General features: G+C 73.2%; 20 protein-coding genes. 10 read left to right on the top strand and 10 right to left on the bottom strand.

The window, feature by feature from the left end; genetic code table 11:
- Positions 1-92: 92 nt before the first annotated feature.
- Positions 93-710 carry a TrmH family RNA methyltransferase gene (locus EXU48_RS02675; protein WP_235856800.1) on the bottom strand — a complete coding sequence of 206 codons (618 nt, stop codon included), beginning with the start codon at positions 708-710 and terminating at the stop codon, positions 93-95.
- 163 nt (positions 711-873) lie between these two features.
- Between EXU48_RS02675 and EXU48_RS02670 the strand changes: the two genes are divergently transcribed.
- Positions 874-1,647, top strand: a complete 774-nt coding sequence (locus EXU48_RS02670; protein WP_133106003.1) for an HAD-IIA family hydrolase — start codon at positions 874-876, stop codon at positions 1,645-1,647.
- Between the two features lie 197 nt (positions 1,648-1,844).
- Here EXU48_RS02670 and EXU48_RS02665 read toward each other — a convergent pair whose 3' ends face one another.
- Together EXU48_RS02665 and pyrE are read right to left on the bottom strand one after the other, a co-directional pair.
- Positions 1,845-2,666, bottom strand: a complete 822-nt coding sequence (locus tag EXU48_RS02665) for a LemA family protein (RefSeq protein WP_133106002.1) — start codon at positions 2,664-2,666, stop codon at positions 1,845-1,847.
- A gap of 86 nt (positions 2,667-2,752) precedes the next feature.
- Positions 2,753-3,337 carry an orotate phosphoribosyltransferase gene (gene pyrE, locus EXU48_RS02660; protein ID WP_207947588.1) on the bottom strand — a complete coding sequence of 195 codons (585 nt, stop codon included), beginning with the start codon at positions 3,335-3,337 and terminating at the stop codon, positions 2,753-2,755.
- A 46-nt stretch (positions 3,338-3,383) separates the two neighbouring features.
- Here pyrE and EXU48_RS02655 point away from each other — a divergent pair, with 46 nt between their 5' ends.
- The 3 genes from EXU48_RS02655 (at position 3,384) to EXU48_RS02645 (ending at position 6,298) form a co-directional block, all read left to right on the top strand.
- Complete coding sequence (locus EXU48_RS02655) at positions 3,384-4,178, top strand: exodeoxyribonuclease III (protein ID WP_133106000.1); 795 nt, start codon at positions 3,384-3,386, stop codon at positions 4,176-4,178.
- Between the two features lie 53 nt (positions 4,179-4,231).
- Complete coding sequence (locus EXU48_RS02650; protein ID WP_133105999.1) at positions 4,232-5,383, top strand: DUF4190 domain-containing protein; 1,152 nt, start codon at positions 4,232-4,234, stop codon at positions 5,381-5,383.
- A gap of 105 nt (positions 5,384-5,488) precedes the next feature.
- Positions 5,489-6,298 carry a septum formation family protein gene (locus EXU48_RS02645; RefSeq protein ID WP_133105998.1) on the top strand — a complete coding sequence of 270 codons (810 nt, stop codon included), beginning with the start codon at positions 5,489-5,491 and terminating at the stop codon, positions 6,296-6,298.
- 22 nt (positions 6,299-6,320) lie between these two features.
- On the opposite strand, the gene clpB is transcribed toward EXU48_RS02645, so the two are convergent.
- Complete coding sequence (gene clpB, locus EXU48_RS02640; RefSeq protein WP_133105997.1) at positions 6,321-8,918, bottom strand: ATP-dependent chaperone ClpB; 2,598 nt, start codon at positions 8,916-8,918, stop codon at positions 6,321-6,323.
- Between the two features lie 92 nt (positions 8,919-9,010).
- On the bottom strand, positions 9,011-9,868 hold the full coding sequence (locus tag EXU48_RS02635; protein WP_207947587.1) for a helix-turn-helix transcriptional regulator: 858 nt from the start codon (positions 9,866-9,868) through the stop codon (positions 9,011-9,013).
- 123 nt (positions 9,869-9,991) lie between these two features.
- On the opposite strand from EXU48_RS02635, the gene EXU48_RS02630 reads away from it, so the two are divergent.
- Together EXU48_RS02630 and EXU48_RS24935 are read left to right on the top strand one after the other, a co-directional pair.
- Complete coding sequence (locus EXU48_RS02630) at positions 9,992-10,588, top strand: SDR family NAD(P)-dependent oxidoreductase (RefSeq protein ID WP_235856799.1); 597 nt, start codon at positions 9,992-9,994, stop codon at positions 10,586-10,588.
- A gap of 2 nt (positions 10,589-10,590) precedes the next feature.
- The gene (locus EXU48_RS24935; protein WP_235856798.1) at positions 10,591-10,788 is read left to right on the top strand and encodes a Rossmann-fold NAD(P)-binding domain-containing protein; all 198 of its coding nucleotides are present in this window, start codon (positions 10,591-10,593) and stop codon (positions 10,786-10,788) included.
- Between the two features lie 27 nt (positions 10,789-10,815).
- On the opposite strand, the gene EXU48_RS02625 is transcribed toward EXU48_RS24935, so the two are convergent.
- Genes EXU48_RS02625 through EXU48_RS02610 form a run of 4 tightly spaced genes read right to left on the bottom strand, consistent with a single transcriptional unit; the run spans position 10,816 to position 16,191 of the window.
- A complete protein-coding gene (locus tag EXU48_RS02625) occupies positions 10,816-13,407 on the bottom strand; it encodes a CHAT domain-containing protein (RefSeq protein WP_133105995.1) in 2,592 nt (863 codons plus the stop codon).
- A gap of 26 nt (positions 13,408-13,433) precedes the next feature.
- Entirely contained in the window at positions 13,434-13,937 is a 504-nt protein-coding gene (locus tag EXU48_RS02620) for a carboxypeptidase regulatory-like domain-containing protein (RefSeq protein WP_133105994.1), read from the bottom strand.
- Positions 13,934-14,545: an RNA polymerase sigma factor gene (locus EXU48_RS02615; protein ID WP_133105993.1), complete on the bottom strand. Its 612-nt coding sequence runs from the start codon at positions 14,543-14,545 to the stop codon at positions 13,934-13,936. Before EXU48_RS02615 ends, EXU48_RS02620 begins: the two co-directional genes overlap by 4 nt.
- Entirely contained in the window at positions 14,542-16,191 is a 1,650-nt protein-coding gene (locus EXU48_RS02610; protein WP_133105992.1) for a S8/S53 family peptidase, read from the bottom strand. The genes EXU48_RS02615 and EXU48_RS02610 overlap by 4 nt, the downstream gene beginning before the upstream one ends.
- Before the next feature lie 255 nt (positions 16,192-16,446).
- Here EXU48_RS02610 and EXU48_RS02605 point away from each other — a divergent pair, with 255 nt between their 5' ends.
- The 4 genes from EXU48_RS02605 (at position 16,447) to EXU48_RS02590 (ending at position 19,426) form a co-directional block, all read left to right on the top strand.
- Positions 16,447-17,379: a T3SS effector HopA1 family protein gene (locus tag EXU48_RS02605; RefSeq protein WP_133105991.1), complete on the top strand. Its 933-nt coding sequence runs from the start codon at positions 16,447-16,449 to the stop codon at positions 17,377-17,379.
- Positions 17,370-18,584 carry a lanthionine synthetase LanC family protein gene (locus tag EXU48_RS02600; RefSeq protein ID WP_133105990.1) on the top strand — a complete coding sequence of 405 codons (1,215 nt, stop codon included), beginning with the start codon at positions 17,370-17,372 and terminating at the stop codon, positions 18,582-18,584. Before EXU48_RS02605 ends, EXU48_RS02600 begins: the two co-directional genes overlap by 10 nt.
- Before the next feature lie 151 nt (positions 18,585-18,735).
- Positions 18,736-18,915, top strand: a complete 180-nt coding sequence (locus EXU48_RS02595; RefSeq protein WP_133105989.1) for an antitoxin — start codon at positions 18,736-18,738, stop codon at positions 18,913-18,915.
- Positions 18,916-19,015: 100 nt separating this feature from the next.
- Positions 19,016-19,426: a DUF1801 domain-containing protein gene (locus tag EXU48_RS02590; protein ID WP_133105988.1), complete on the top strand. Its 411-nt coding sequence runs from the start codon at positions 19,016-19,018 to the stop codon at positions 19,424-19,426.
- 10 nt (positions 19,427-19,436) lie between these two features.
- Here the strand turns inward: EXU48_RS02590 and EXU48_RS02585 are convergent, their stop codons facing one another.
- On the bottom strand, positions 19,437-19,847 hold the full coding sequence (locus EXU48_RS02585; RefSeq protein WP_133105987.1) for a DUF779 domain-containing protein: 411 nt from the start codon (positions 19,845-19,847) through the stop codon (positions 19,437-19,439).
- Between the last annotated feature and the right edge of the window lie 50 nt (positions 19,848-19,897).

Raw genomic sequence — 19,897 nt, 5'->3', positions numbered from 1 at the left:
TGCTGTCGCTGAAGTCTCCCACGGATCCCATGCCCGACGGCGGTCGCGCCCCGTGCGTGGACGCTCGGCCGGGCGCGCGGTCGGGTGGGGCGTCAGCGGGCGTGCTGGAGGATCCACTGGTGCATCGCGACGGCGGCCGCGGCGCCGGCGTTGATGGACCGGGTGGAGCCGTACTGGGTGATGTGCACGATCACGTCGCTGGCCTCCTGCGCGGCCGGCGTCAGCCCCTGCGACTCCTCACCGAACAACAGCACGCACGCCCGGGGCAGGGTCCGACCCTCGATCGGGACGGACCCCTCGATGTTGTCCACCCCGACGATCGGGACGCCCTCGGTCGCCGCCCAGACGGCGAAGGCCTCGATGTCCTCGTGGTGGCGCAGGTGCTGGTAGCGGTCGGTGACCATCGCCCCGCGACGGTTCCACCGCCGTCGCCCGATGATGTGCACCTGCGCGACCGCGAACGCGTTCGCGGTGCGGACCACGGAGCCGATGTTGAAGTCACGGCCCCAGTTCTCGATCGCGACGTGCAACGGGTGCCGGCGGGTGTCCAGGTCCGCGACGATCGCCTCCAGGCGCCAGTACCGGTAGCGGTCCACGACGTTGCGGGCGTCCCCGGCGGCGAGCAGCTCCGGGTCCAGCCGCGGGTCGTCGGGCCAGTGCTCCGGTCCGCCGGGCCACGGGCCGACGCCGACCCCTCCGTTCTCCTCCACGTGAGGCAGTATGCCTCGGCTGCCAGGCCGGCCCGCGCCCGAGGCGGTCCGCACCGAGGGCAGGTCCTCCCGGTTCGTGCGGGAGGCCCTGCCTCGGCGCACGGAGGCCTGTTCCACCGCCTACGCTGGGGGCAGGCCGGCCACGCGCGCAAGGAGCACCGAGATGACCGAACCGATCACCGCCTGGCTGACCGACATGGACGGCGTGCTCGTCCACGAGGAGTCGGCCCTGCCGGGCGCCCCCGAGTTCATCGCCACCCTGCGCCAGAAGCAGGTCCCGTTCCAGATCCTCACGAACAACTCGATCTTCACCCCGCGCGACCTGGCCGCCCGGCTGCGCGTCTCCGGGATCGAGGTCGAGGAGTCCTCGATCTGGACCTCGGCGCTCGCGACGGCGACGTTCCTGGCCGATCAGATCCCGGGCGGCAGCGCCTACGTGATCGGCGAGGCCGGGCTGACCACGGCGCTGTACGAGCGTGGGTACACCCTGACCGACACCGACCCGGACTACGTCGTGCTCGGGGAGACCCGCACCTACTCGTTCTCGGCCATCACGCGGGCGATCCGGCTGGTCGCCGCCGGTGCCCGGTTCATCGCCACGAACCCGGACGTGACGGGCCCGTCCGCGGAGGGCCCGCTGCCGGCCACCGGGTCCGTGGCCGCGATGATCACGGCCGCGACCGGACGCAAGCCGTACTTCGTCGGCAAGCCGAACCCTGTGATGATCCGGACCGCGATGAACCGGATCGAGGCCCATTCCGAGCACACCGCGATGATCGGGGACCGGATGGACACCGACATCGTGGCCGGGATGGAGGCGGGCCTGCGCACGTACCTGGTACTGACCGGATCGACGAAGCGGGCCGAGGTCGAGGGCTACCCGTTCCGGCCGAGCGCGGTGCACGACGGGATCGCCGACCTGATCGGCGAGCTCTAGCCGGCACAGATCCGGCTCGAGAGAGCGCAAGTGGCAGCCACAACAGCACCCTCACCACGGATGACTCGCGGACGCCGGGCTCGAGAGAGCGCAAGTGGCAGCCACAACAGCACCCTCACCACGGCGGGCCCGGGTCGCTGGGACGGCGAACGCCCCAGCACCGCGCGGGTGCTGGGGCGTTCCGTGCTGCGATCGGGTCAGCGCTGCGGGGGCTGACCGCCCTGGCCGGGGTAGCTGCCGCCCTGGCCGGGGTACTGACCACCCTGGCCGGGGCCCTGCTGGAACGGCTGGCCGGGCTGGTAACTGTTCGGCTGGTAGCCGCTCGACCCACCCTGACCCGGGGCACCGGGACCGCCGGGCTGGGTGCCTGGCTGCACGGGCGAGTCGGTCGGGCGCGGCTGCGGGGCCGGGGTGTTCTGGTTGTACTGGCCGACGTTGCCCTGGGTGTCCTGGAAGGACACCCGCGGCGCGGTCCGCACGGCCGGGTCCGTGACCTCGAAGTACTCCGCGCGGGAGAACTTGAACATGCTCGCGATGATGTTGGGCGGGAACGTCTCGACCTTGGTGTTCAGGTCCCGCACGTTCGCGTTGTAGAACCGGCGGCCCGCGGCGATCCGGTCCTCGGTGTTCGTCAGCTCGTTCTGGAGCTGGGTGAAGTTCTCGGCCGCCCGCAGCTGCGGGTAGGCCTCGGCGACGGCGAACAGCCGGCCGATCGCGTTCGAGAGCTGGTCCTCCTGGACGGCCTGCTGGGCCGGCGTGGCCCCGGGCGTCGCGGCCGCGGCGCGGGCGCGGGTGACCTCGTCGAAGACGGCGCGCTCGTGGGCTGCGTAGCCCTTCACGGTCTCGATCAGGTTCGGGATCAGGTCATAGCGCCGGTGCAGCTCGACGTCGATCTGACGCCAGGCCTCCTGCACCAGGTTCCGGAGCCGGACGAACCCGTTGTAGGTCGCCACCGCCCAGATGACCACGATCAGAATCAGGGCAACCACGATGAGGATGACGATCAGGCCTGCATCCATGGCGCTCACCTCCTGTACTCGTCGATGCCGGAAGGGGTCCGCCCCTTCCGCGGCGAGGTACCTGTGCGGCCCCCGTGCGGTCGATACTACTGGGGCGCGAGTCCCAGATCGGCTGCCGAGAGCACCCAGAGATAGGGCAGTTCTGCCCCGTCGATCGCCTCGCGGGCACCGGTGTCCCGGTCCACGATCGACGCCACCGCCACCACCTCCGCGCCGGCCTCACGCGCCGCGGCCACCGCGGTCAGGGCGCTGCCGCCGGTGGTGGAGGTGTCCTCCAGGACCACCACCCGGCGCCCGGCCACGTCCGGCCCCTCGACCTGTCGCTTCATGCCGTGTCCCTTGGCCTCCTTGCGGACCAGGAACGCGTCGAGCGCGAGGCCCCGGCTGGCCGCGGCGTGCTGGACCGCGCATACCACCGGGTCGGCTCCGAGGGTCAGTCCGCCGACGGCGTCGATCTCCCCGGGGCCGAAGCCCGCCTCCTCGAGGACGTCCAGGAGCAGGTGCCCGATCAGTGGTGCCGCCTCGTGGTGCAGGGTGGCCCGGCGCATGTCGACGTAGTAGTCGGCCTCGCGGCCGCTGCTCAGGGTGACTCGGCCGTGCACCACGGCCAGTTCGTTGACGAGTTCGGCCAGTCGCTGTTTGGGCGTGGTGTCGGTGGTCACGGGCGCCATCGTATCGGCGCACCGCGGCGTCGGCCCCGACGGATACGGTGAGGGCGTGCGAGTGGCGACCTGGAATGTGAACTCGATCAGGGCCCGGCTGGACCGGGTCACCGCCTGGCTGGAGCGCTCCGGCACCGACGTGCTGGCGATGCAGGAGACCAAGTGCGCCGACGATGCCTTCCCGTACCTGCCGTTCGAGGCCCTCGGATACGAGGTGGCCCATCACGGGCTGAACCAGTGGAACGGGGTCGCGATCGCGTCCCGGGTCGGGCTGACCGACGTGCACCGCGCCTTCCCCGGGCAGCCCGGCTGGGGCGATCCCGCAGGAGTCGAGGCCCGCGCGATCGGGGCCACCTGCGCGGGGCTGCGGATCTGGAGTCTCTACGTCCCGAACGGGCGCACCCTCGGCGACCCGCACTACGAGTACAAGCTCGCCTGGCTGGCCGCGCTGCGCGAGGCGGGCACGGGATGGTTGACCGCCGACCCCGCCGCGATGATCGCTCTGGTCGGCGACTGGAACGTCGCGCCCCGGGACGACGACGTCTGGGACATGTCCGTGTTCGAGGGCGCCACCCACGTCTCCCCACCCGAGCGGGCCGCGTTCGCCGCGATCGAGGCGGCCGGCTTCGCCGAGGTGACCCGCGCGCACCTGCCGCAGGTGTACACGTACTGGGACTACCAGCGGCTCCGGTTCCCCCGGAACGAGGGCATGCGGATCGACTTCGCGCTGACGTCGACGGGGTTCGCGGAGCGGGTGCGCGGCGTCGCGGTGGACCGCAACGAGCGCAAGGGCAAGGGCGCCTCGGACCACGTGCCGGTGGTGCTGGAACTGGACCCGCCGACCCTGTGACCGTGCGAGCGAGCGGTGGTCCGCCCCGGCGCCGGGGACGTTAAGGTCGGTCCATGACGCAGACCCCGCCATGGCCCGACGGCCCGAGGGCGGACGCTCCCGACGGCGCTGCCGGGCGCGCGAACCCGACGGCGAAGCCGAGCGGGTGGGCCGACCCGGGTTCGGGCTGGGGGAACCCGGGCGGCCCGTCGGCGCCGGCGGCCCCGGGCGGGCCCGTTCCGTCGTCCGGCGTAGCCGTACCGGCACCGGGCGGTCAGGCACCGCCGCAGGGTGGGTATGCGCCACCACAGGGCGGTGGGTACGCGCCACAGCAAGGTGGGTACGCGCCACAGCAGAGCGGATACGTGCCACAGCAGGGCGGATACGCGCCACAGCAAGGCGGGCAGCCGCCACAGCAGGGCGGATACGCGCCACAGCAGGGCGGCTACCACTTCCCGGAGCCGGGCGGCGCACCCGGCGCCGTGATCCCTCCCATCCCACACGCGGGACCGCAGGCACCGGCGCAGCCCCGTGGGCAGAGCCCCTACGGCAGCCGCCCGGCACCGAACCCCGGCCCGCAGCCGACCGGCAGCGGCGGTTACGGGCAGTTCACCTTCCCGGCCTTCGAGAAGCAGAAGCTCGAACCGATGGCGGTCGCGAGCGTCGCCACCTCACCCCTCGGCCCCGTCGGCCTGGTGCTGGGCCTGCTCGCGCGACCGCGCGTGCGGCGCACCCGTCGCCGGAGCATGAACCTGGCCTGGACCGGGATCGTTCTCGGTGGTCTGTTCACGGTCGCCTGGGCCTTGGTCGCCGTCACGCTCACACTGAACGGGACGGTCGCGCGAGCCACCGAGCGCCCCGTCGCCGGAGACGTGGAGACCGCCCGCAACGTGGCCTCGGCGAACCTGGCCGAGGGCAACTGCATCTACACGCTGCCGCCCTCGCAGTCCGTCGGTGAAGTGCGACTGGTGCCGTGCGCCGAGGCCCACATCGCGCAGGTGACCGCCACCCATGAACTCACCGGGGACTTCCCCGGCCCGGAGGCGGTGGCCACCGAGGCGACCGAGCTGTGCGACGCCGACGCCGAGGCGCTCGACGCCGGCGATGTCGAGGTCGTCCCGTGGCACCTGGCCCCGAGTGCCGACGGCTGGCAACAGGGCAACACCACCGTGATCTGCCTGGTGCGCGGCGCGACCGGCCCGTTCGAGGGCGACCTCGTCAACTGAGCCGGCTCCGACCGTCGGCACCGGGGCACCGGTGGCGCGAAAATGGGCCGAAGTGCCCATGAGACACGTGTGACGGGCGCGTCCGCAGCGCCTAAAGTTCGCATCATGAGCACCTCGTGGGATCCCTACCAGCAGCAGGGTCAGCAGCCCGGGTACGGGCAGCAACCCGGCTACGGCCAGCAGCCCCCGCAGCAGGGCGGGTACGGGCAGCAGCCCCAACCGGGCGGCTACGGGCAACAGCCACCACCCGGCGGCTACGGTCCGGGCTCGGCGCCCACCTACGGGCAGCAGCCGCCCCAGACCGGGTTCGGCGCCCCGCCCCAGTCCGGGTACGGCCAGGCCTCGCAACCGAGCTTCGGCGGCTACAGCCAGCCCGGCGGATCCGGCTACTACGGCGGTCCGACGCCGCCGTCGACCAGGAACACCGGAGCCATCATCGGCATCGCGATCGGCGTCGTGGTCCTGCTGGTGGTCGGGTTCTTCGTGGTGCGCGGGCTGAGCAGCGGTGGTGGCGGCACCGAGGCGAACCCGAACGACGTGTCCGAGCCCACCGAGATCGCCGACGTCGACCTCGTCCCCGGCAACTGCCTGTTCACGCTGGACTACAACGAGAACCGGCTGCTCGACCAGGTCCCGTGCGCCGATCCGCACGGCTTCGAGGTCGTCGCCGAGCAACTCGTCGAGGACTCGGAGTTCTCCGACGACTTCCAGAGCCGTGCGGACGACTTCTGCTTCGACGCGATCGGTGAGGTACTCCCCTCGGACTTCGACACCGAGCACATCGGCTACCACACGCTCTACCCGTCCGAGGACACCTGGGACGCCGGGGACCGCAAGCTGACCTGCCTGGTCACCGCGACCGACGGACTGGAGTTCACCGGCAGCTTCACCGCGGGTGACGCCGCGATCGGCTGACCGATCGCGGCGTCACCGCAGGTCAGCCGGCGCGCAGCACCAGGCCGGCCCGCTCGAAGTCGTCGGAGACGTCCACGGCGACCCGGTCGCCGTCGTCGATCTCCCCCGCGAGCAGCATCCTGGCGAGCGGGTCGCCGATCTGCCGCTGGATCAGCCGGCGCAGCGGGCGCGCCCCGTAGGCCGGGTCGTACCCTTCCAGCGCGAGCCACTCCCGGGCCGCGGAGGTCACCTCGAGGTCGAGCCGGCGCTCGGCCAGCCGGTCGGCGAGCCGCGCGACCTGCAGGTCCACGATCTCGCCCAGCTCGGCGACGGTGAGCGCGTCGAAGATGACCACCTCATCGAGCCGGTTCAGGAACTCGGGCTTGAACGAGGCGCGCACCGCGGACATGACCGCCTCGCGCTTCGCGTCGTCGGACAGGCCCGGGTCCACCAGGAACTGGGAGCCGAGGTTCGAGGTGAGCACCAGGATCACGTTCCGGAAGTCCACGGTGCGCCCCTGACCGTCCGTGAGCCGCCCGTCGTCGAGCACCTGTAGGAGGATGTCGAACACCTCTGGGTGCGCCTTCTCGACCTCGTCCAGGAGCACCACGGAGTACGGCCGGCGCCGCACGGCCTCGGTGAGTTGCCCACCCTCCTCGTAGCCTACGTACCCGGGCGGGGCACCGACGAGACGGGCCACCGAGTGCTTCTCGGAGTACTCGCTCATGTCCACCCGCACGATCGCGCGCTCGTCGTCGAAGAGGAAGTCGGCCAGGGACTTCGCCAACTCGGTCTTGCCAACTCCGGTCGGGCCGAGGAACAGGAACGACCCGGTCGGACGGTCGGGGTCGGAGATGCCCGCCCGGGAGCGCCGCACCGCGTCGGAGACGGCGCGAACGGCGGACCGCTGACCGATCAGCCGCTCCCCCAGCACGTCCTCCATGTGCAACAGCTTCTGCGACTCGCCCTCGAGCAGCCGTCCGGTCGGGATCCCGGTCCAGGCGGCCACCACCTCCGCGATCTCCTCCGGTCCGACGCGATCGGCAATCATCGGCTCGGTGTCCGCGGCCGAGTCCGCAGCCTCGGCGGCCTCGGCCTGGGCGATGTCGCGCTGGATCGCGGGGATCTCCCCGTACAGCAGGCGGGACGCGTTCTCCAGGTCACCCTCACGCTGGGCCCGTTCGGCCTCGGTGCGCAGGGCATCCAGGCGCGACTTCAGGTCCCCGACGCGGTTGTGTCCCGCCTTCTCGGACTCCCACCGGGCGTTCAGCGCGGCGAGTTCCTCGGAGCGGTCGGCGAGATCCGCCCGCAGCTTGTCGAGGCGGGCCTGGGAGGCCTCGTCGTCCGACTCGGACAGGTAGGACTCCTCCATCTTGAGACGGTCTACGGCGCGGCGGAGCTCGTCGATCTCGATCGGCGAGGAGTCGAGCTCCATGCGCAGCCGGGAGGCGGACTCGTCGATCAGGTCGATCGCCTTGTCCGGCAGCTGCCGGCCCGGGATGTACCGGTCGGACAGCTGTGCGGCCGCCACCAGGGCGCCGTCGGAGATCGTGACCTGGTGGTGCGCCTCGTACTTGGGCGCGATGCCGCGCAGGATGGCGACCGTGTCCTCGACCGAGGGCTCACCGACGAAGACCTGCTGGAACCGGCGCTCCAGCGCCGGGTCCTTCTCGATGTGCTCACGGAACTCGTCGAGGGTGGTGGCGCCGACCATCCGCAGCTCGCCGCGGGCGAGCATCGGCTTGAGCATGTTGCCGGCGTCCATGGACCCCTCCGACGCGCCCGCACCCACCACGGTGTGCAGCTCGTCGATGAAGGTGACCACTTCGCCGTCGGAGGCCTTGATCTCGTCGAGGACGGCCTTGAGCCGCTCCTCGAACTCGCCCCGGTACTTCGCGCCGGCGACCATGGCGGACAGGTCGAGAGCGATCAGCCGCTTGTCCCGCAGCGAGTCCGGTACGTCGCCGTCCACGATCCGCTGGGCCAGGCCCTCGACGACCGCCGTCTTGCCGACGCCGGGCTCGCCGATCAGGACCGGGTTGTTCTTGGTGCGCCGGGACAGCACCTGGACGACCCGGCGGATCTCCGCGTCCCGGCCGATGATCGGGTCGATCTTGCCCTCGCGGGCGGCCTGGGTGAGGTCCTGACCGTACTTCTCCAGGGCCTGGTAGGTGCCCTCCGGGTCGGCCGAGGTCACCTTGGCGCTGCCCCGCACCCGGGGCAGGGCGTCGAGCAGCCGGTCGCGATCCGCCCCCGCCGACCGGAGCACGTCCCCCACGGCGCCGGTGTCCTTCGCGAGGCCGAGCAGCAGGTGCTCGGTCGACACGTAGGCGTCGCCGAGGGCCGTCGCCTCATCGCCGGCCGCCTTGACCCCGGTCGCGAGCGACCGGGACATCTGCGGCTGGTTCACCGAGGAGCCGGAAGCCGCCGGCAGCGCCACCAGGATGGCGCGCAGACGGTCACCGATCGCGGCGCGGTCGGCCCCGACGGCGTCCAGCAGTGCCGCGGCGACGCCGCCGTCCTGCTCGATCAGGGCCTGGAGCAGGTGCGCGGGCTCCAGTTGCGGGTTGCCGGCAGCCGTGGCGGCCTGCAGCGCGGCGGCGACCGCCTCCTGGGACTTGGTGGTGAGTTTGGTGTCCAATCGAACCTCCGGATTTCAGTGCTGTGTCTGATCGTGACAACGCCACCCAAGGTTGAGTCTATTCCACTCAACTCTGATCGGGATCGATGGGTTCAGTACGACGCCCCGGTCGGGGCGAGGTCCTGCGACTCGGTCACCCGGAGCAGCGCGAGCGCCTGGGCGGCGGGCGTGCCGGGGGTCGCCGAGTAGATGATCATGCTCTGATCCGCGCAGGGCATCGAGACGGTGTCGCAGTCGAGCACGAGCCTGCCGAGGTCGGGGTGGTCCACCGTGGTCGTGAGCGAGCGCCAGTCGCAGGTGTGCCCCTCGCCCCACAGTCGTTCGAACTCCGCACTACCGCGGCGCAGGCCGGAGATGAGGCGCAGCAACGCGAGGTCCTCGGGGTAGCGCGCCATCGCCGTGCGCAGGGTCGCCACGGACGTCAGTTTCACCGCCTCCCGTTCCTCCGGAGCCATCGCGACCCGCCCGGGCCCGGTGCCCAGGAACCGCTGCCAGATGATGTTGCGCTCCCGGTCGGGCCACCGGGACAGGTCCCCGAGCAGCGCCGCGGCCATCGGGTTCCAGGCCAGCACGTCGCTCTTCGCGGAGAGCACCAGGGCGGGCAGGTCCGTGAGCCGATCGAGCAGCCGGAGCAGGCCGGGCCGCACGGTCATCTGGATCTGTCCCGGTCGCGGTGGCGCCGCATCCGCGAGCACGTACAACTGGTCACGCTCGGGATCGGGCAGCCGCAGGGCACGGGATAGCGCCTGCAGCACCTGCGTGGAGGGGTGCGGCCCGCGGCCCTGCTCCAGCCGGACGATGTACTCCACGCTCAGCCCGGCGAGCTGGGCGACCTCCTCCCGGCGCAGGCCCGGCACCCGACGCCGGGACCCGGCCGGCAGGCCGACGTCCTCGGGGCGCACCCGCTCCCGGGCTCGGCGCAGCAGGGCGGCCAGCTCGTTGCGGTTCACGCCCACCAGCATGCCCCCCGGCGGGCTGCCACCGCGAGGGTCGACGGTCGCGGATCCTGGTACCGCGGCTCCCAGGATCCGCGCTACCTGGACCCACCCGGACCCCGGAGCAACGGTGGGGCCATGGCAACCACCGATTCGACCACCGCAGGCCGACCGACCCACCTGACCTCCGCCGTCGACCATCGACCCGACGCCCGCGAGCCCGCCGGCGAGGCGACCACGGTGCTGATCACCGGCGCCAACCGTGGCCTCGGGCTCACCACCGCTCGCCGCCTCGGCGAGCTCGGCTGGCGGGTCCTGCTCGGCGCCCGCGATCCCGGGCGCGGCGACGCCGCGGCGGCGGACCTGGTCGCCGCGGGCCTGGACGTGAGGGCCGTCGCGCTCGACGTGACGTCGCAGGACTCCGTGACGGCCGCCGTCGAACAGGTCCGCGCGAACCACGACCACCTCGACGTCCTGGTCAACAACGCCGGCGTGCTCGGCGCGACCGGCGACCCGGCGCGGACCACCGCGGCGGACTTCCTCGGCCCCTATGGGGTGAACGTGCTCGGTCCGGTCCGGGTGACGCAGGCCTTCCTGCCGTTGCTGCGCGCCGCCCGGCGCCCCCGGGTGGTCATGGTCTCCAGCGGCCTCGGTTCGATCGCCGTCACGTCCGACCCCAGGCGCATGGAGCACGCGATCCAGGCCTCGTCTACACCTCGTCCAAGGCCGCCCTGAACATGATGACCACCCAGTACGCGCGTGCCATCGAGCAGGTGCAGTTCAACCTCGTGGACCCCGGGTACACGGCGACCGACATGAGCCCGGAGGGCACCCAGACCCTCATGGAGGGTACGGACGCCATCGTCGCGGCCGCGCAGGCGGGACCGGGGGTCACCGGGACGTTCACGGACCGCTTCGGCGTGGTCCCGTGGTGAGGCGGCCGACGTGACCCGATCCGCCCGCTACCAGGCGCTGCCGTAGCAGACGAAGGGGGCGGGCGGGCCGTCGTGGTCGGCCAGGGCCGCAGCGAGCGCCGTCGCGGAGTCCGTACCGGCCGCCAGGCGTGTGTGCACGTCCGTCATCACGTCCGCCGCGGCCCGGTCGTTCACGTTCGCCACCCCGGCCACCACGGCGCGCGTGCCCAGCTGCAGCAGCACGCTCGCGAGCCCGAGCGGCTGGTCGCCGGGCCGGACGCTGACCAGCCCGGCCTCGCACGCCGAGATGAGCACGCAGCCGCCGCGCAGGTTCTGGTCCTCGAGCTCGTGCGCGAACAACGGGCCGTCCGCCAGCCGCAGCGAGGAGAACAGCGGGCTCTGGGACTGGTGCACCCCGTGCGCGGCCACATGGATCACGTCGTGGTCGGCCAGCGCCGTGCGCACCCGGGCGGCGGTGGCGCCGACCCCACCGAGGACCTCGGCGCCGGGCCAGGCCGCGCCAACCCGGGCGGCCTCGTCCTCGGCTCGATCCAGGCCGGGACCGGCGACAGCCAGCACCGACGGCCGGTCCGGACGCACGCCGGCCCGCCAGGCGCGCCACCACATCGTTGCGCTCGGGGCGACGACGGTAGGCAGTCCGCGCCGGGACGGCAGCAGGGTCCAGGGCACCGCCGCGAGATTCCCACCGGTCGCGAGCACGAGGGGCCCGCCCGCCCCGGAGCCGGCGAGCAGGATCTCGTCCAACTGGGCCAGCTCGTCCGCGAGCGCGGTCCGGACGGTGCTCGCGATCGGCTCGGGCAGCAGCGGCAGCGCCAACGCGTCGAGATCGGCCCGCACCCGCCGCATCAGCTCGGCCACCTGCGTGGTGGATCCGAGCTCGCGGACCCGGGCCCGGCCGGCGGTGACCTCCACGGCGTACCACCGGCCGCCGTACGCACCGAAGTTCACGAGCGTGGCGCCGGGATCGGTCCGCAGCACCTCGCGGACCCGCCCGAGGGTGACGACCTCCGTGTCGACCGGAGCCGCGCCGTCGCGCTCCCAGGCCCGGGACCGGATCTGACGCTGCAGGTCGGCCACCCGCTCCCGCAGCCGCGCCCGCTCGGCGGCGTGCTCGGGCTCACCGATCAGGTCGCGGGACTCCTCCTCCGCACGCCGCAGCGCGCCGAGCAACTCGGCTCCCTCCGGGTCCGCCGGCCCACTCACGCCCGGCACCCGGACCAGGACCGACCGGGCCCACTCGAGGCTGTCGAACAGCCGCGCCGCACCGCCGTCGGCGAGAGCCAGCGCCGTGCCGAGGCCGGCCAGGCGCGACCCGTGCACGGCCGCGGCGGTGCGCAGGTCGAGGGAGTCGAACCTGGCCCGGTGATCGGTCAGCTCGGCGAGGCCGACCCGCACCTCACGCCGGGCCCGCGCGGGATCGTGCCGGGCGAGGGCGAGCTGGGCCCGCACCTCACGCCGTTCGATGCGCGTCCGGAACGTGTCGTCCGGGCGCAGCCGGAGCACGGCGTCGAGCGACGCTGTCTTCGCGGCACCCTCGGCACCCTCGGCCCCCTCGGCGCCGGCACGGACCGGGTCCTCGCCCGCGGCGAGCAGGGTGCCGGCCAGCAGCAGGCCACCGGCGTCGGCGAGGTCCCGGCGCCCCTCCGCCGCGACCGTCTCGACGAAGTCGGTGATCCGGGTCGCCAGGCGGGACAGCCGAGCCGGAGACTCCGCGGCGAGCGCCCGCTCGCAGCGCAGGGCCACGAACTCGCTGCGTCGCTGCCACATCACGTTGCCGCGGCGACGGAACCGCCTCGCGGCGCCCAGGGCGAGCGTGCGCCCACGGTCCGGGGCGCCCTCGACGAGCGCACACTCGGCGCGCAGCAGTTCCACCTCGGCCAGCTCCTGGCCGCGCCGGTCCGCCCGGAACTCCTCCGCCGCGGAGGCGAGGGCGACGTCGGCGTCCCGGACCAGACCGGCCTCCCGGAGCACCCGGGCACGGTCCAGGTAGAACACCGGGGTGCGCCCGCCCGGGGCGATGTCCGCGGCAGCGGACATCTCCGCCAGCGCCCGCGGCAGGTTCCCGGCCAGGAAGTCGGTGTAGCCGAGGTTGTGCCGGGCCATCGACTCGACGAGCACATCGCCCTCGGCGGCGGCGATCCGCACGCCGGCGCGCAGGTCCACGCGCGCCTGGTCCAGCCGGCCGAACTCCAGGGCGAGCGTGCCCCGGTTCACCAGGATCCGGACCTGGTCCCGCGGCAGGGCGACATCGATCAGCTCCATGGCGCGCCCGAACGCGTCCGCGGCGTCGGCCAGCCGCCCGGACCGCATCAGCAGCAGCGCCTGCTGTCCACGGATCGCCGCCCGCACGGCGTCCGCACCGGCCGCCTCGGCATGGTCGGCGGCCCGGCGCAGGAGCGTCTGGGCCGCGGTCAGGTCGGCATCGGTGTCGAACGTGGAGGTGGCCAGGCCGACGTAGGCCCGGGCGAGCACGAGCTCGGCGGCCGGTCTCCGGTCCGCGGCGGTCTCGACCGTGCGGACCAGGTCGCGGAGCATCCGCGCGGCCGCCGCGGAGTGGCCCTCGGCGTTGCGCCCGAGCCCCTCCGTGAGTCGTTGCTCTGCCAGGTCCAGGTCGAGCACCTGCGGGCCTCCGGAGGGTTCGGCTCCTACAGTTCGAAGAGCGGTGTCACCACCGTAGTGGTGCCGATCTCGAAGACCAGTTGCACGAAGCCCTCGGGGACGTTGTCGAAGACGAACCGTCCGGTCGGTTCGCTGCGGGTGCTCAGCTCGCGACCGTCCATCCGCAGGCGCACCGCGAGCTCGCGCGGCGGGGCGATCCACCCATCGAGGCGGGCGCTGGTGCCGCTGTGCCCCACGGTGACCATCGCCGTCAGGGACTCGGCCGAGAACGTCAGGGTGTGGGTGCGGGTCACCGCGACCTCGGAGCGGACCCCGGCTGCGACGGTGGGCACCCGGGTGAGCTCGGCCACCTCCGTCATCAGCTCGGACAGGGCGACGGCGAACTTGAGCCGGTCCACGAGCCCGTCCGGGACCGGGTCCTGCTCCTCGTAGAACCGGCGCAGTCCGGCGAGCATCGCCGCGTCCCGGTCGTCGAGGGGTTCGGCGGCCGAGGCCACCTCCGCGGCGGTCCAGCGTTCCTTGTCCGTCATGACACCCACCCCGGGTCGGTCGAGAGCTTCGCACGCAGCCGGGCCAGGCACCGGCCACGTGTCGGTCCGATACTGCCGACCGGCATGCCCAGCGCCTCGGCGATCGCGGCGTAGTCGGGCCGGTCGGCGAAGGCGATCACGCGCAGGAGCTCACGGCATCGGTCGGAGAGCTCCCGGACGTGGTGCCACAGCCGCAGGTCGCGTTCGTTGCGGACGGCGACATGCTCGGGCAGGTCCTCGGCCGGCACCGCGACCCGGTCGAGCTCGTCCGTCTCGGCGTCCGCCCGTGGCGTCGAGGTGTGCGCCAGCTCGTTGCCGCGCGCTCGGGAGACCCGCCACGACTCCCGCTTGGTGGTCACCAACAGCCACTTCACGACCGTGCGCGGATCCCGCACCGACGCCGCGCTGCGGACCAGGCTCAGCCAGACCGTCTGCAGCACGTCCTCTGCCTCGGTGCGGTCCAGGCCCTGCCCACGCGAGGTGTGCCACAGCAACGGGGTGAGCATGCCGACCAGGTCGTCGAACGCGGCGCGGTCACCGCCACGGAACCGCTCGAACGCCGCGCTGGCTCGGACCACGAGGGTCTCGCCCGGGCTGGCCTCGATCATCGCGAAGCACCGCCGTCCGTGGCGCTCGCGCCGGGCAGGTTCGCGAGCGCCTTACGACCCCGCTCGACGGCGTCGGCCGCCTTCGCCGAGTCGGCGCCGCCCGCGTACAGCTCGGCCAGGGCGGCCGCGACCTCACCGGCGAACACCGGGGCGGCGAAGGACGTGCCGCTCCAGGTGGCGAACCCGGACGCGAAGTCGTCGGGGTCGATGGTGGCCCGGGTCCTGCCCTCGTGGGCCAGCGACGCGACCGGGTTCAGCGACGTGTTGATCGTGGTCGGGAACGTGCTGACCAGGCCGGCACCGACCCGGCGGTGCCGCACCCACGGTCCCTCGTTCGAGAAGAGGGCCACCGTGGTGCGGTTCGGGTTCAGGGCGCCGACGGCCTGCAGCGCCAACGCGTCCGGCGCGGTCCGCGCGGGGCCCCCCGGGTAGTCGGCGAACGCCGCGGGGAACATCTCCCGCGTGGTGGCGTCGTTGCCCGAAGCCGCCACGACGGTCACGCCGAGGGCTCCGAGCGCCTTCAGCGGCAACCACAGGAGTGGGTCGAAGGCGAGGTCCGCCGGCTGCTCGTGGTAGTACCCGAGCGACAGGGACACCACGTCGACGGGCGGCATGTCCGGGTCGCCGGACGCCATCGCGACCACCTGCCACAGCACCAGCCGGCGCAGCGAGCGCACCAGCTGGGACTCGGCCACCACGCCGTCGCCCCGGAACACCCGGACCGAGAGGATCCGGGCGTCCGCGGACTGCTGGCGGATCAGCCCCGCGATGAACGTGCCGTGACCGGCGTCGGCCTCGAGCCCGCCGACGAGCGGGTTCGCGGTGCCGGTCTCCTCGGTGTCCGGCACGAGCCGCGGGAGGCCGAGGGGCAGGCCGAGGACCTCGGGGTCACGGATGACGACGTCCGAGCCGAGCCAGGGGTGCTCGCCGACCCCGGTGTCGAGCACGGCCACGACGGGCCGGTGCACCGTCGGGTCGTTGCGTGGAGCAGGCTCGGGACCGAGCCAGGCCACCGGCTGGCGACCGCCGGAACCGGGCATGGCGTAGGTCGAGAGCCCGTTGTTGCTGTGCGGGATCGTGTACGGGGTGCCGCCGCCGCTGGAGGAGATGTCGTGCGGCGCACCACCGGCGACGTGCGGGATCGTGTAGGGCGTGCCGCCGATGTCCGTCGCGGAGAACACGAGGTGGTCGAGAGCCACCTCGTCGGCGCGCCCGGTCGCGGCCCGGTAGGCCTGCACCAGGCGCCACGCGTCCACGGGCTCGGCAGGGGCGGCGGGGTCCAGTCGGACCACCCGGGCGCTCTCCACCCAGTTCTCCTCGATCAGGCCGCGCACCTCGGGCCCGAACTCGGGTCGGCCGAGGTACTCACGTTCGGCTCTCGCCTCGTCGTCGGTGACCAGGCCGAGGCCGAGTTCCCGGGCGACGTTGCCGAGGGCCTTCAGGGCGCCCTCGACGGCGGCACCGCGGATCAGGACCGAGTCCACCGAGTAGACGGTCGGGTGCAGGGCCGCCTCACCCGCTCGCTGGACCGCGGTGGAGGGATCCAGGACGCGGGCCCGGTAGCGCTCCCAGGACGCGTTCGGCAGACCGATCGGGGGTTCGGACACCAGGGGGACACCGGCCTCGCCTGGGATGTTCTGACTCACGTCCTTGTTCTCCTGTTGTCTCGACGGGTACTGCGACGGGTATGCGTTCCGGGGACGTGCGCGATTCGAGCCTAGTGCGGCGCTTCGCGCCCGACCAGGGTCGGTGCGGGTCCGGACCTGCTGACGAGGAGGCGCTCCGGTCGGGTCTGATACACGCGGTTCGGAGGCGGATGCCGGCCGCGACGTATCAGGAACCGTCGCGGCCGCTCATCTCCAGGTGCCGGCCCCACTCCGGGGCCGTGATGGGAGCCCCCGATGCGCACCACCATGGTGGAACCGACCACGGCCGTCGACGAGCTCGGGGCTGCCATCACGATGGTCCGGCGCATGCTCATCCTCGGCCGGGTGCATGGCGTCGCGGAGCTCACCGAGCACCTGCTGCGGGACTGGTACGCGCCGGCCGCTCCGGTGCCTGCCGCCGACCCCGCCGAACCCCCGCTGGCCGGGCTGTTGCGCGTCGCCCACGCAGGATTCGACCGGTGGCGTCCCTCGGTCGGGTGGCGCACCGCGGCCGGTGGCTACGCGTGGCAGCCGGCCGACGCCGGTCGTCCCCGGAGCACGGTCGCCGCCAACATCCTCGGCAAATCCGGCGGCCGCGAGGTCGAGACCACCGATGCCGTCGAGGTGCGGGAACTGGCGGCGCGGACCGTCGGCGACCGCTGGCGCACCTGGGGGTCCGGCTGGGGGCCGCGCCTGCAGGGCTCGGGCACGAACCTGCTCCGGATCCACCTGAACGCTCCCGCGGACACCCTGCCCGACCTGGTGCGGGCCGTCACCGCCCGCATCGGGGCCTGGGACGAACCGTGGGCCCTGGAGACCCCGGCCGACCGGGAGGCGTCGGGGCGCCCGGACGCCACCCACCTGACGGTCCCGGTCGGGGCGTTCATGCGCGGCACCCGCCTGATCGGTGACCTCGTGGAGGCCCTGGCGCCACTGCTGCGGCCGGCCACCCCGGCACTGACCCTGCGGCTCGGACCAGGGGTCGGTGTCGGTCAGTCCGCGGCCACGGGGCCCACGTTCGGTGAGCTCCGGTGCCATCTCCTGGCTCGGACGCTGCTGGAGGACCCGTTCCCGGCGACCCCCGAACTCATCCGTCGGACCCGTACCGCGTTCGCCCGGGAGGGCATCGACCTCCGCCGGCCACACCGGGTCCGCGACAGCGCAGATTGGGACGAACCATGGCTGTGACCGCGCTCGACGAACCGGACCTCCTGGCGTACGCGCGGGGTCTCGCCGACGAACTGCACGCCGGTGTGGTGCGCGGCGGCTCCGGACCCACCTGGCACCGGTCCTCGCCACGGGGCCGGACCGTCCGCGGCGCCTCACCCCACGCCGTCGACGACGGCGACGCCGGGACCGCCTGGGCCCTGGCCGAGCTGGGCCGCACGCTCGACCGGTCCGACCTGCTCGACCTCGCGGTGGATGCCTCGACCCGAGCCCTGGAAGGTGCCATCCGGGACGGCGCCCCGGGCCTGCTCACCGGGCTGGCCGGTGTTGCCTGCGCCGCCCACCGGGTCGGCACGGCTGCCGACTCCCCCGAGCTGCGGCAGCGGGCCCGCCGTGCCGCGGGCGCCGTGCGGACCGCGCCGGGGCGGCACGATCTCGCCTCCGGCACGGCCGGTCACCTGCTCGGGTTGCTCGTCTGTGACGCTCCCGCCACCGCCGTCTCGGCCGCCACCCGGCGCCTGCGCGCCGGCGCCCGGCGCCTGCCATCCGGGACCGTGTGTTGGCCCGGCACCGACGGTCGCGCCCGGACCGGGCTCGTCCACGGAACCTCGGGCGTCATCCTCGCCCTGGCCGAGGCGGCCGCCCGCTATCCGGTGCTCGCGACGGACCTGGTCCCCCTCATCGACGGCGGACTGCGTTGGGAGTCGGCCTGGTTCGTGCCCGAAACCGACACCTGGGCCACCCCCGGGGCGGGACCCGGCATCGCCTCGGCGCCACTCGATGGCCGACCCTCCGACGACCCGTGGACCGGCCCCATCGGCATCGGGCTCACCAGGCTGCGCCTGCTCGCCCTGCGCGATCAGGGTCTGGCCCTGGCGACCCCCAGGAACAACCTGCTCGCCGACGTGCATGCCGCCGTACGCTCGGCCACCGGGGCCGCACGCGCCACCACCGACCTGAGCCTCGGCCACGGTGCCGCGGGAACCTGGGACCTGCTCGCCTCGACCGCCACCCAACTGGACTCCGCCGACCACCGCAGCGCCGCCGTCGGCCTGGCGCATGAGGCCCTCGCGGCCCGCTGTGCCAGCCCAGCCGCCGCGCCCGACCAGGGCGACCACGACGGCCCCGGGCTGCTCTCGGGCATCGCCGGGACCGCCCTCGCCCTGACCGCCGTGGCGGACCCGGGTTCCGGCTCGGCCAGCCGGCTGGTACTCGCGGGGAGGTGAGTGCCGTGGCCTCTGGACACCGACGTCGTCCCGTCCGCCGGACCCGGCGACCACGAGCCTGAGCCTCGATCCGGGGTGCGGATCGAGCCGCCCTGGTCGAGACTCAGCCCTGACCGGGCACTCGCCCGGCTCGGGTTCGGGAGGGATGCAGATGGGTTTCGACGAGTTGAAGAAGAAGGCCGGCGAGTTGCTCGGCAACGAGGAACGGACGGACAGTGCCCTCGACCGGGCCGCGGACTTCGCCAACGACAAGACCGGTGGCAAGTACGCGGACAAGGTGCAGCAGGGGCGCGACTTCGCGGACGGCAAGGTCGGCGACGAGAACGCCTGACCGCGGTTCCTCAGGACGGTCGGCCCCGCCACGGGCCCGGCCGCCCTGCTTGTCCACCAAGCCCGCGCGGATGTCGGCGCCCGGTGGCAGGATCTGCGGCATGGCCGAGTTGAAGACCCGCCCTGGTGCGGGGGACGTGCACGCCTTCATCGCCTCGATCCCCGATCAGGTCCGGCGTGCCGACGCCGAGCGACTCGTCGGGCTCATGCGCTCGGCGAGCGGCGCCGAGCCGGTGCTCTGGGGACCGAGCATCGTCGGTTTCGGGGACCGGCACCTGGTCTACGAGAGCGGGCGGGAGATCGACTGGTTCGAGATCGGATTCTCCCCGCGCAAGGCGGCCAGCACCCTCTACCTGGACGGGGCCGTGAACTCGACGGACCTGCTCGCCGAGCTCGGCCCGCACAGCACCGGGAAGGGCTGCCTGTACGTCAAGCGGCTGGCGGACGTGGACGTCGAGGTCCTGCGCACGCTCGTGGAGCGGGCCGTCGCGGAAGCGCGCGGCCAGGAGTAGGCAACCACGCTCAGTTCGTCGTGGCGGCCTCGAGCCGCTCCAGCTCGTCATCGCTGAGCAGCCGGGACCGGATCAGGAACCGCACGCCCTCGGGCGCCTCGAGGGAGAACCCGGCGCCGCGCCCGGGGACCACGTCGATGGTCAGGTGGGTGTGCTGCCAGTAGTCGAACTGGAACCGGCTCATCCACACCGGCACCGTGAAGTCGCCGTCCGCCGCGCTCACGGCCAGGTCACCCAGGTGCACGTCGGCGTCGGAGGTGATGAACTCGCCGTCGGCGAAGCACATCGGGGAGGACCCGTCGCAGCAACCTCCGGACTGGTGGAACATCAGTTCGCCGTGGCGGCGGCGCAGGGAGGTGAGCAACTCGGCGGCTGCCGGGGTCAGCGCCACCCGTTCGGCGGGCTCGATCGTCCGGGACATCGACCTCTCCTCTCGACGTGCGTGCCGCCCGGGCACCGAGGGACGGGACC

This window comes from Occultella glacieicola (assembly GCF_004353825.1).
Classification (GTDB): Bacteria; Actinomycetota; Actinomycetes; order Actinomycetales; family Beutenbergiaceae; genus Occultella; species Occultella glacieicola.
Note: the sequence above shows the minus strand (reverse complement) of the source record. Positions and strands in the feature narration are given on the sequence as shown.

Coding starts and splice junctions, on each gene's coding strand:
- EXU48_RS02670 (WP_133106003.1), top strand. CDS start 874: ATGACCGAACCGATCACCGCCTGGCTGACCGACATGGACGGCGTGCTC.
- EXU48_RS02665 (WP_133106002.1), bottom strand. CDS start 2,666: ATGGATGCAGGCCTGATCGTCATCCTCATCGTGGTTGCCCTGATTCTG.
- pyrE (WP_207947588.1), bottom strand. CDS start 3,337: ATGGCGCCCGTGACCACCGACACCACGCCCAAACAGCGACTGGCCGAA.
- EXU48_RS02650 (WP_133105999.1), top strand. CDS start 4,232: ATGACGCAGACCCCGCCATGGCCCGACGGCCCGAGGGCGGACGCTCCC.
- EXU48_RS02645 (WP_133105998.1), top strand. CDS start 5,489: ATGAGCACCTCGTGGGATCCCTACCAGCAGCAGGGTCAGCAGCCCGGG.
- EXU48_RS02630 (WP_235856799.1), top strand. CDS start 9,992: ATGGCAACCACCGATTCGACCACCGCAGGCCGACCGACCCACCTGACC.
- EXU48_RS24935 (WP_235856798.1), top strand. CDS start 10,591: ATGATGACCACCCAGTACGCGCGTGCCATCGAGCAGGTGCAGTTCAAC.
- EXU48_RS02620 (WP_133105994.1), bottom strand. CDS start 13,937: ATGACGGACAAGGAACGCTGGACCGCCGCGGAGGTGGCCTCGGCCGCC.
- EXU48_RS02615 (WP_133105993.1), bottom strand. CDS start 14,545: ATGATCGAGGCCAGCCCGGGCGAGACCCTCGTGGTCCGAGCCAGCGCG.
- EXU48_RS02605 (WP_133105991.1), top strand. CDS start 16,447: ATGCGCACCACCATGGTGGAACCGACCACGGCCGTCGACGAGCTCGGG.
- EXU48_RS02600 (WP_133105990.1), top strand. CDS start 17,370: ATGGCTGTGACCGCGCTCGACGAACCGGACCTCCTGGCGTACGCGCGG.
- EXU48_RS02595 (WP_133105989.1), top strand. CDS start 18,736: ATGGGTTTCGACGAGTTGAAGAAGAAGGCCGGCGAGTTGCTCGGCAAC.
- EXU48_RS02590 (WP_133105988.1), top strand. CDS start 19,016: ATGGCCGAGTTGAAGACCCGCCCTGGTGCGGGGGACGTGCACGCCTTC.
- EXU48_RS02585 (WP_133105987.1), bottom strand. CDS start 19,847: ATGTCCCGGACGATCGAGCCCGCCGAACGGGTGGCGCTGACCCCGGCA.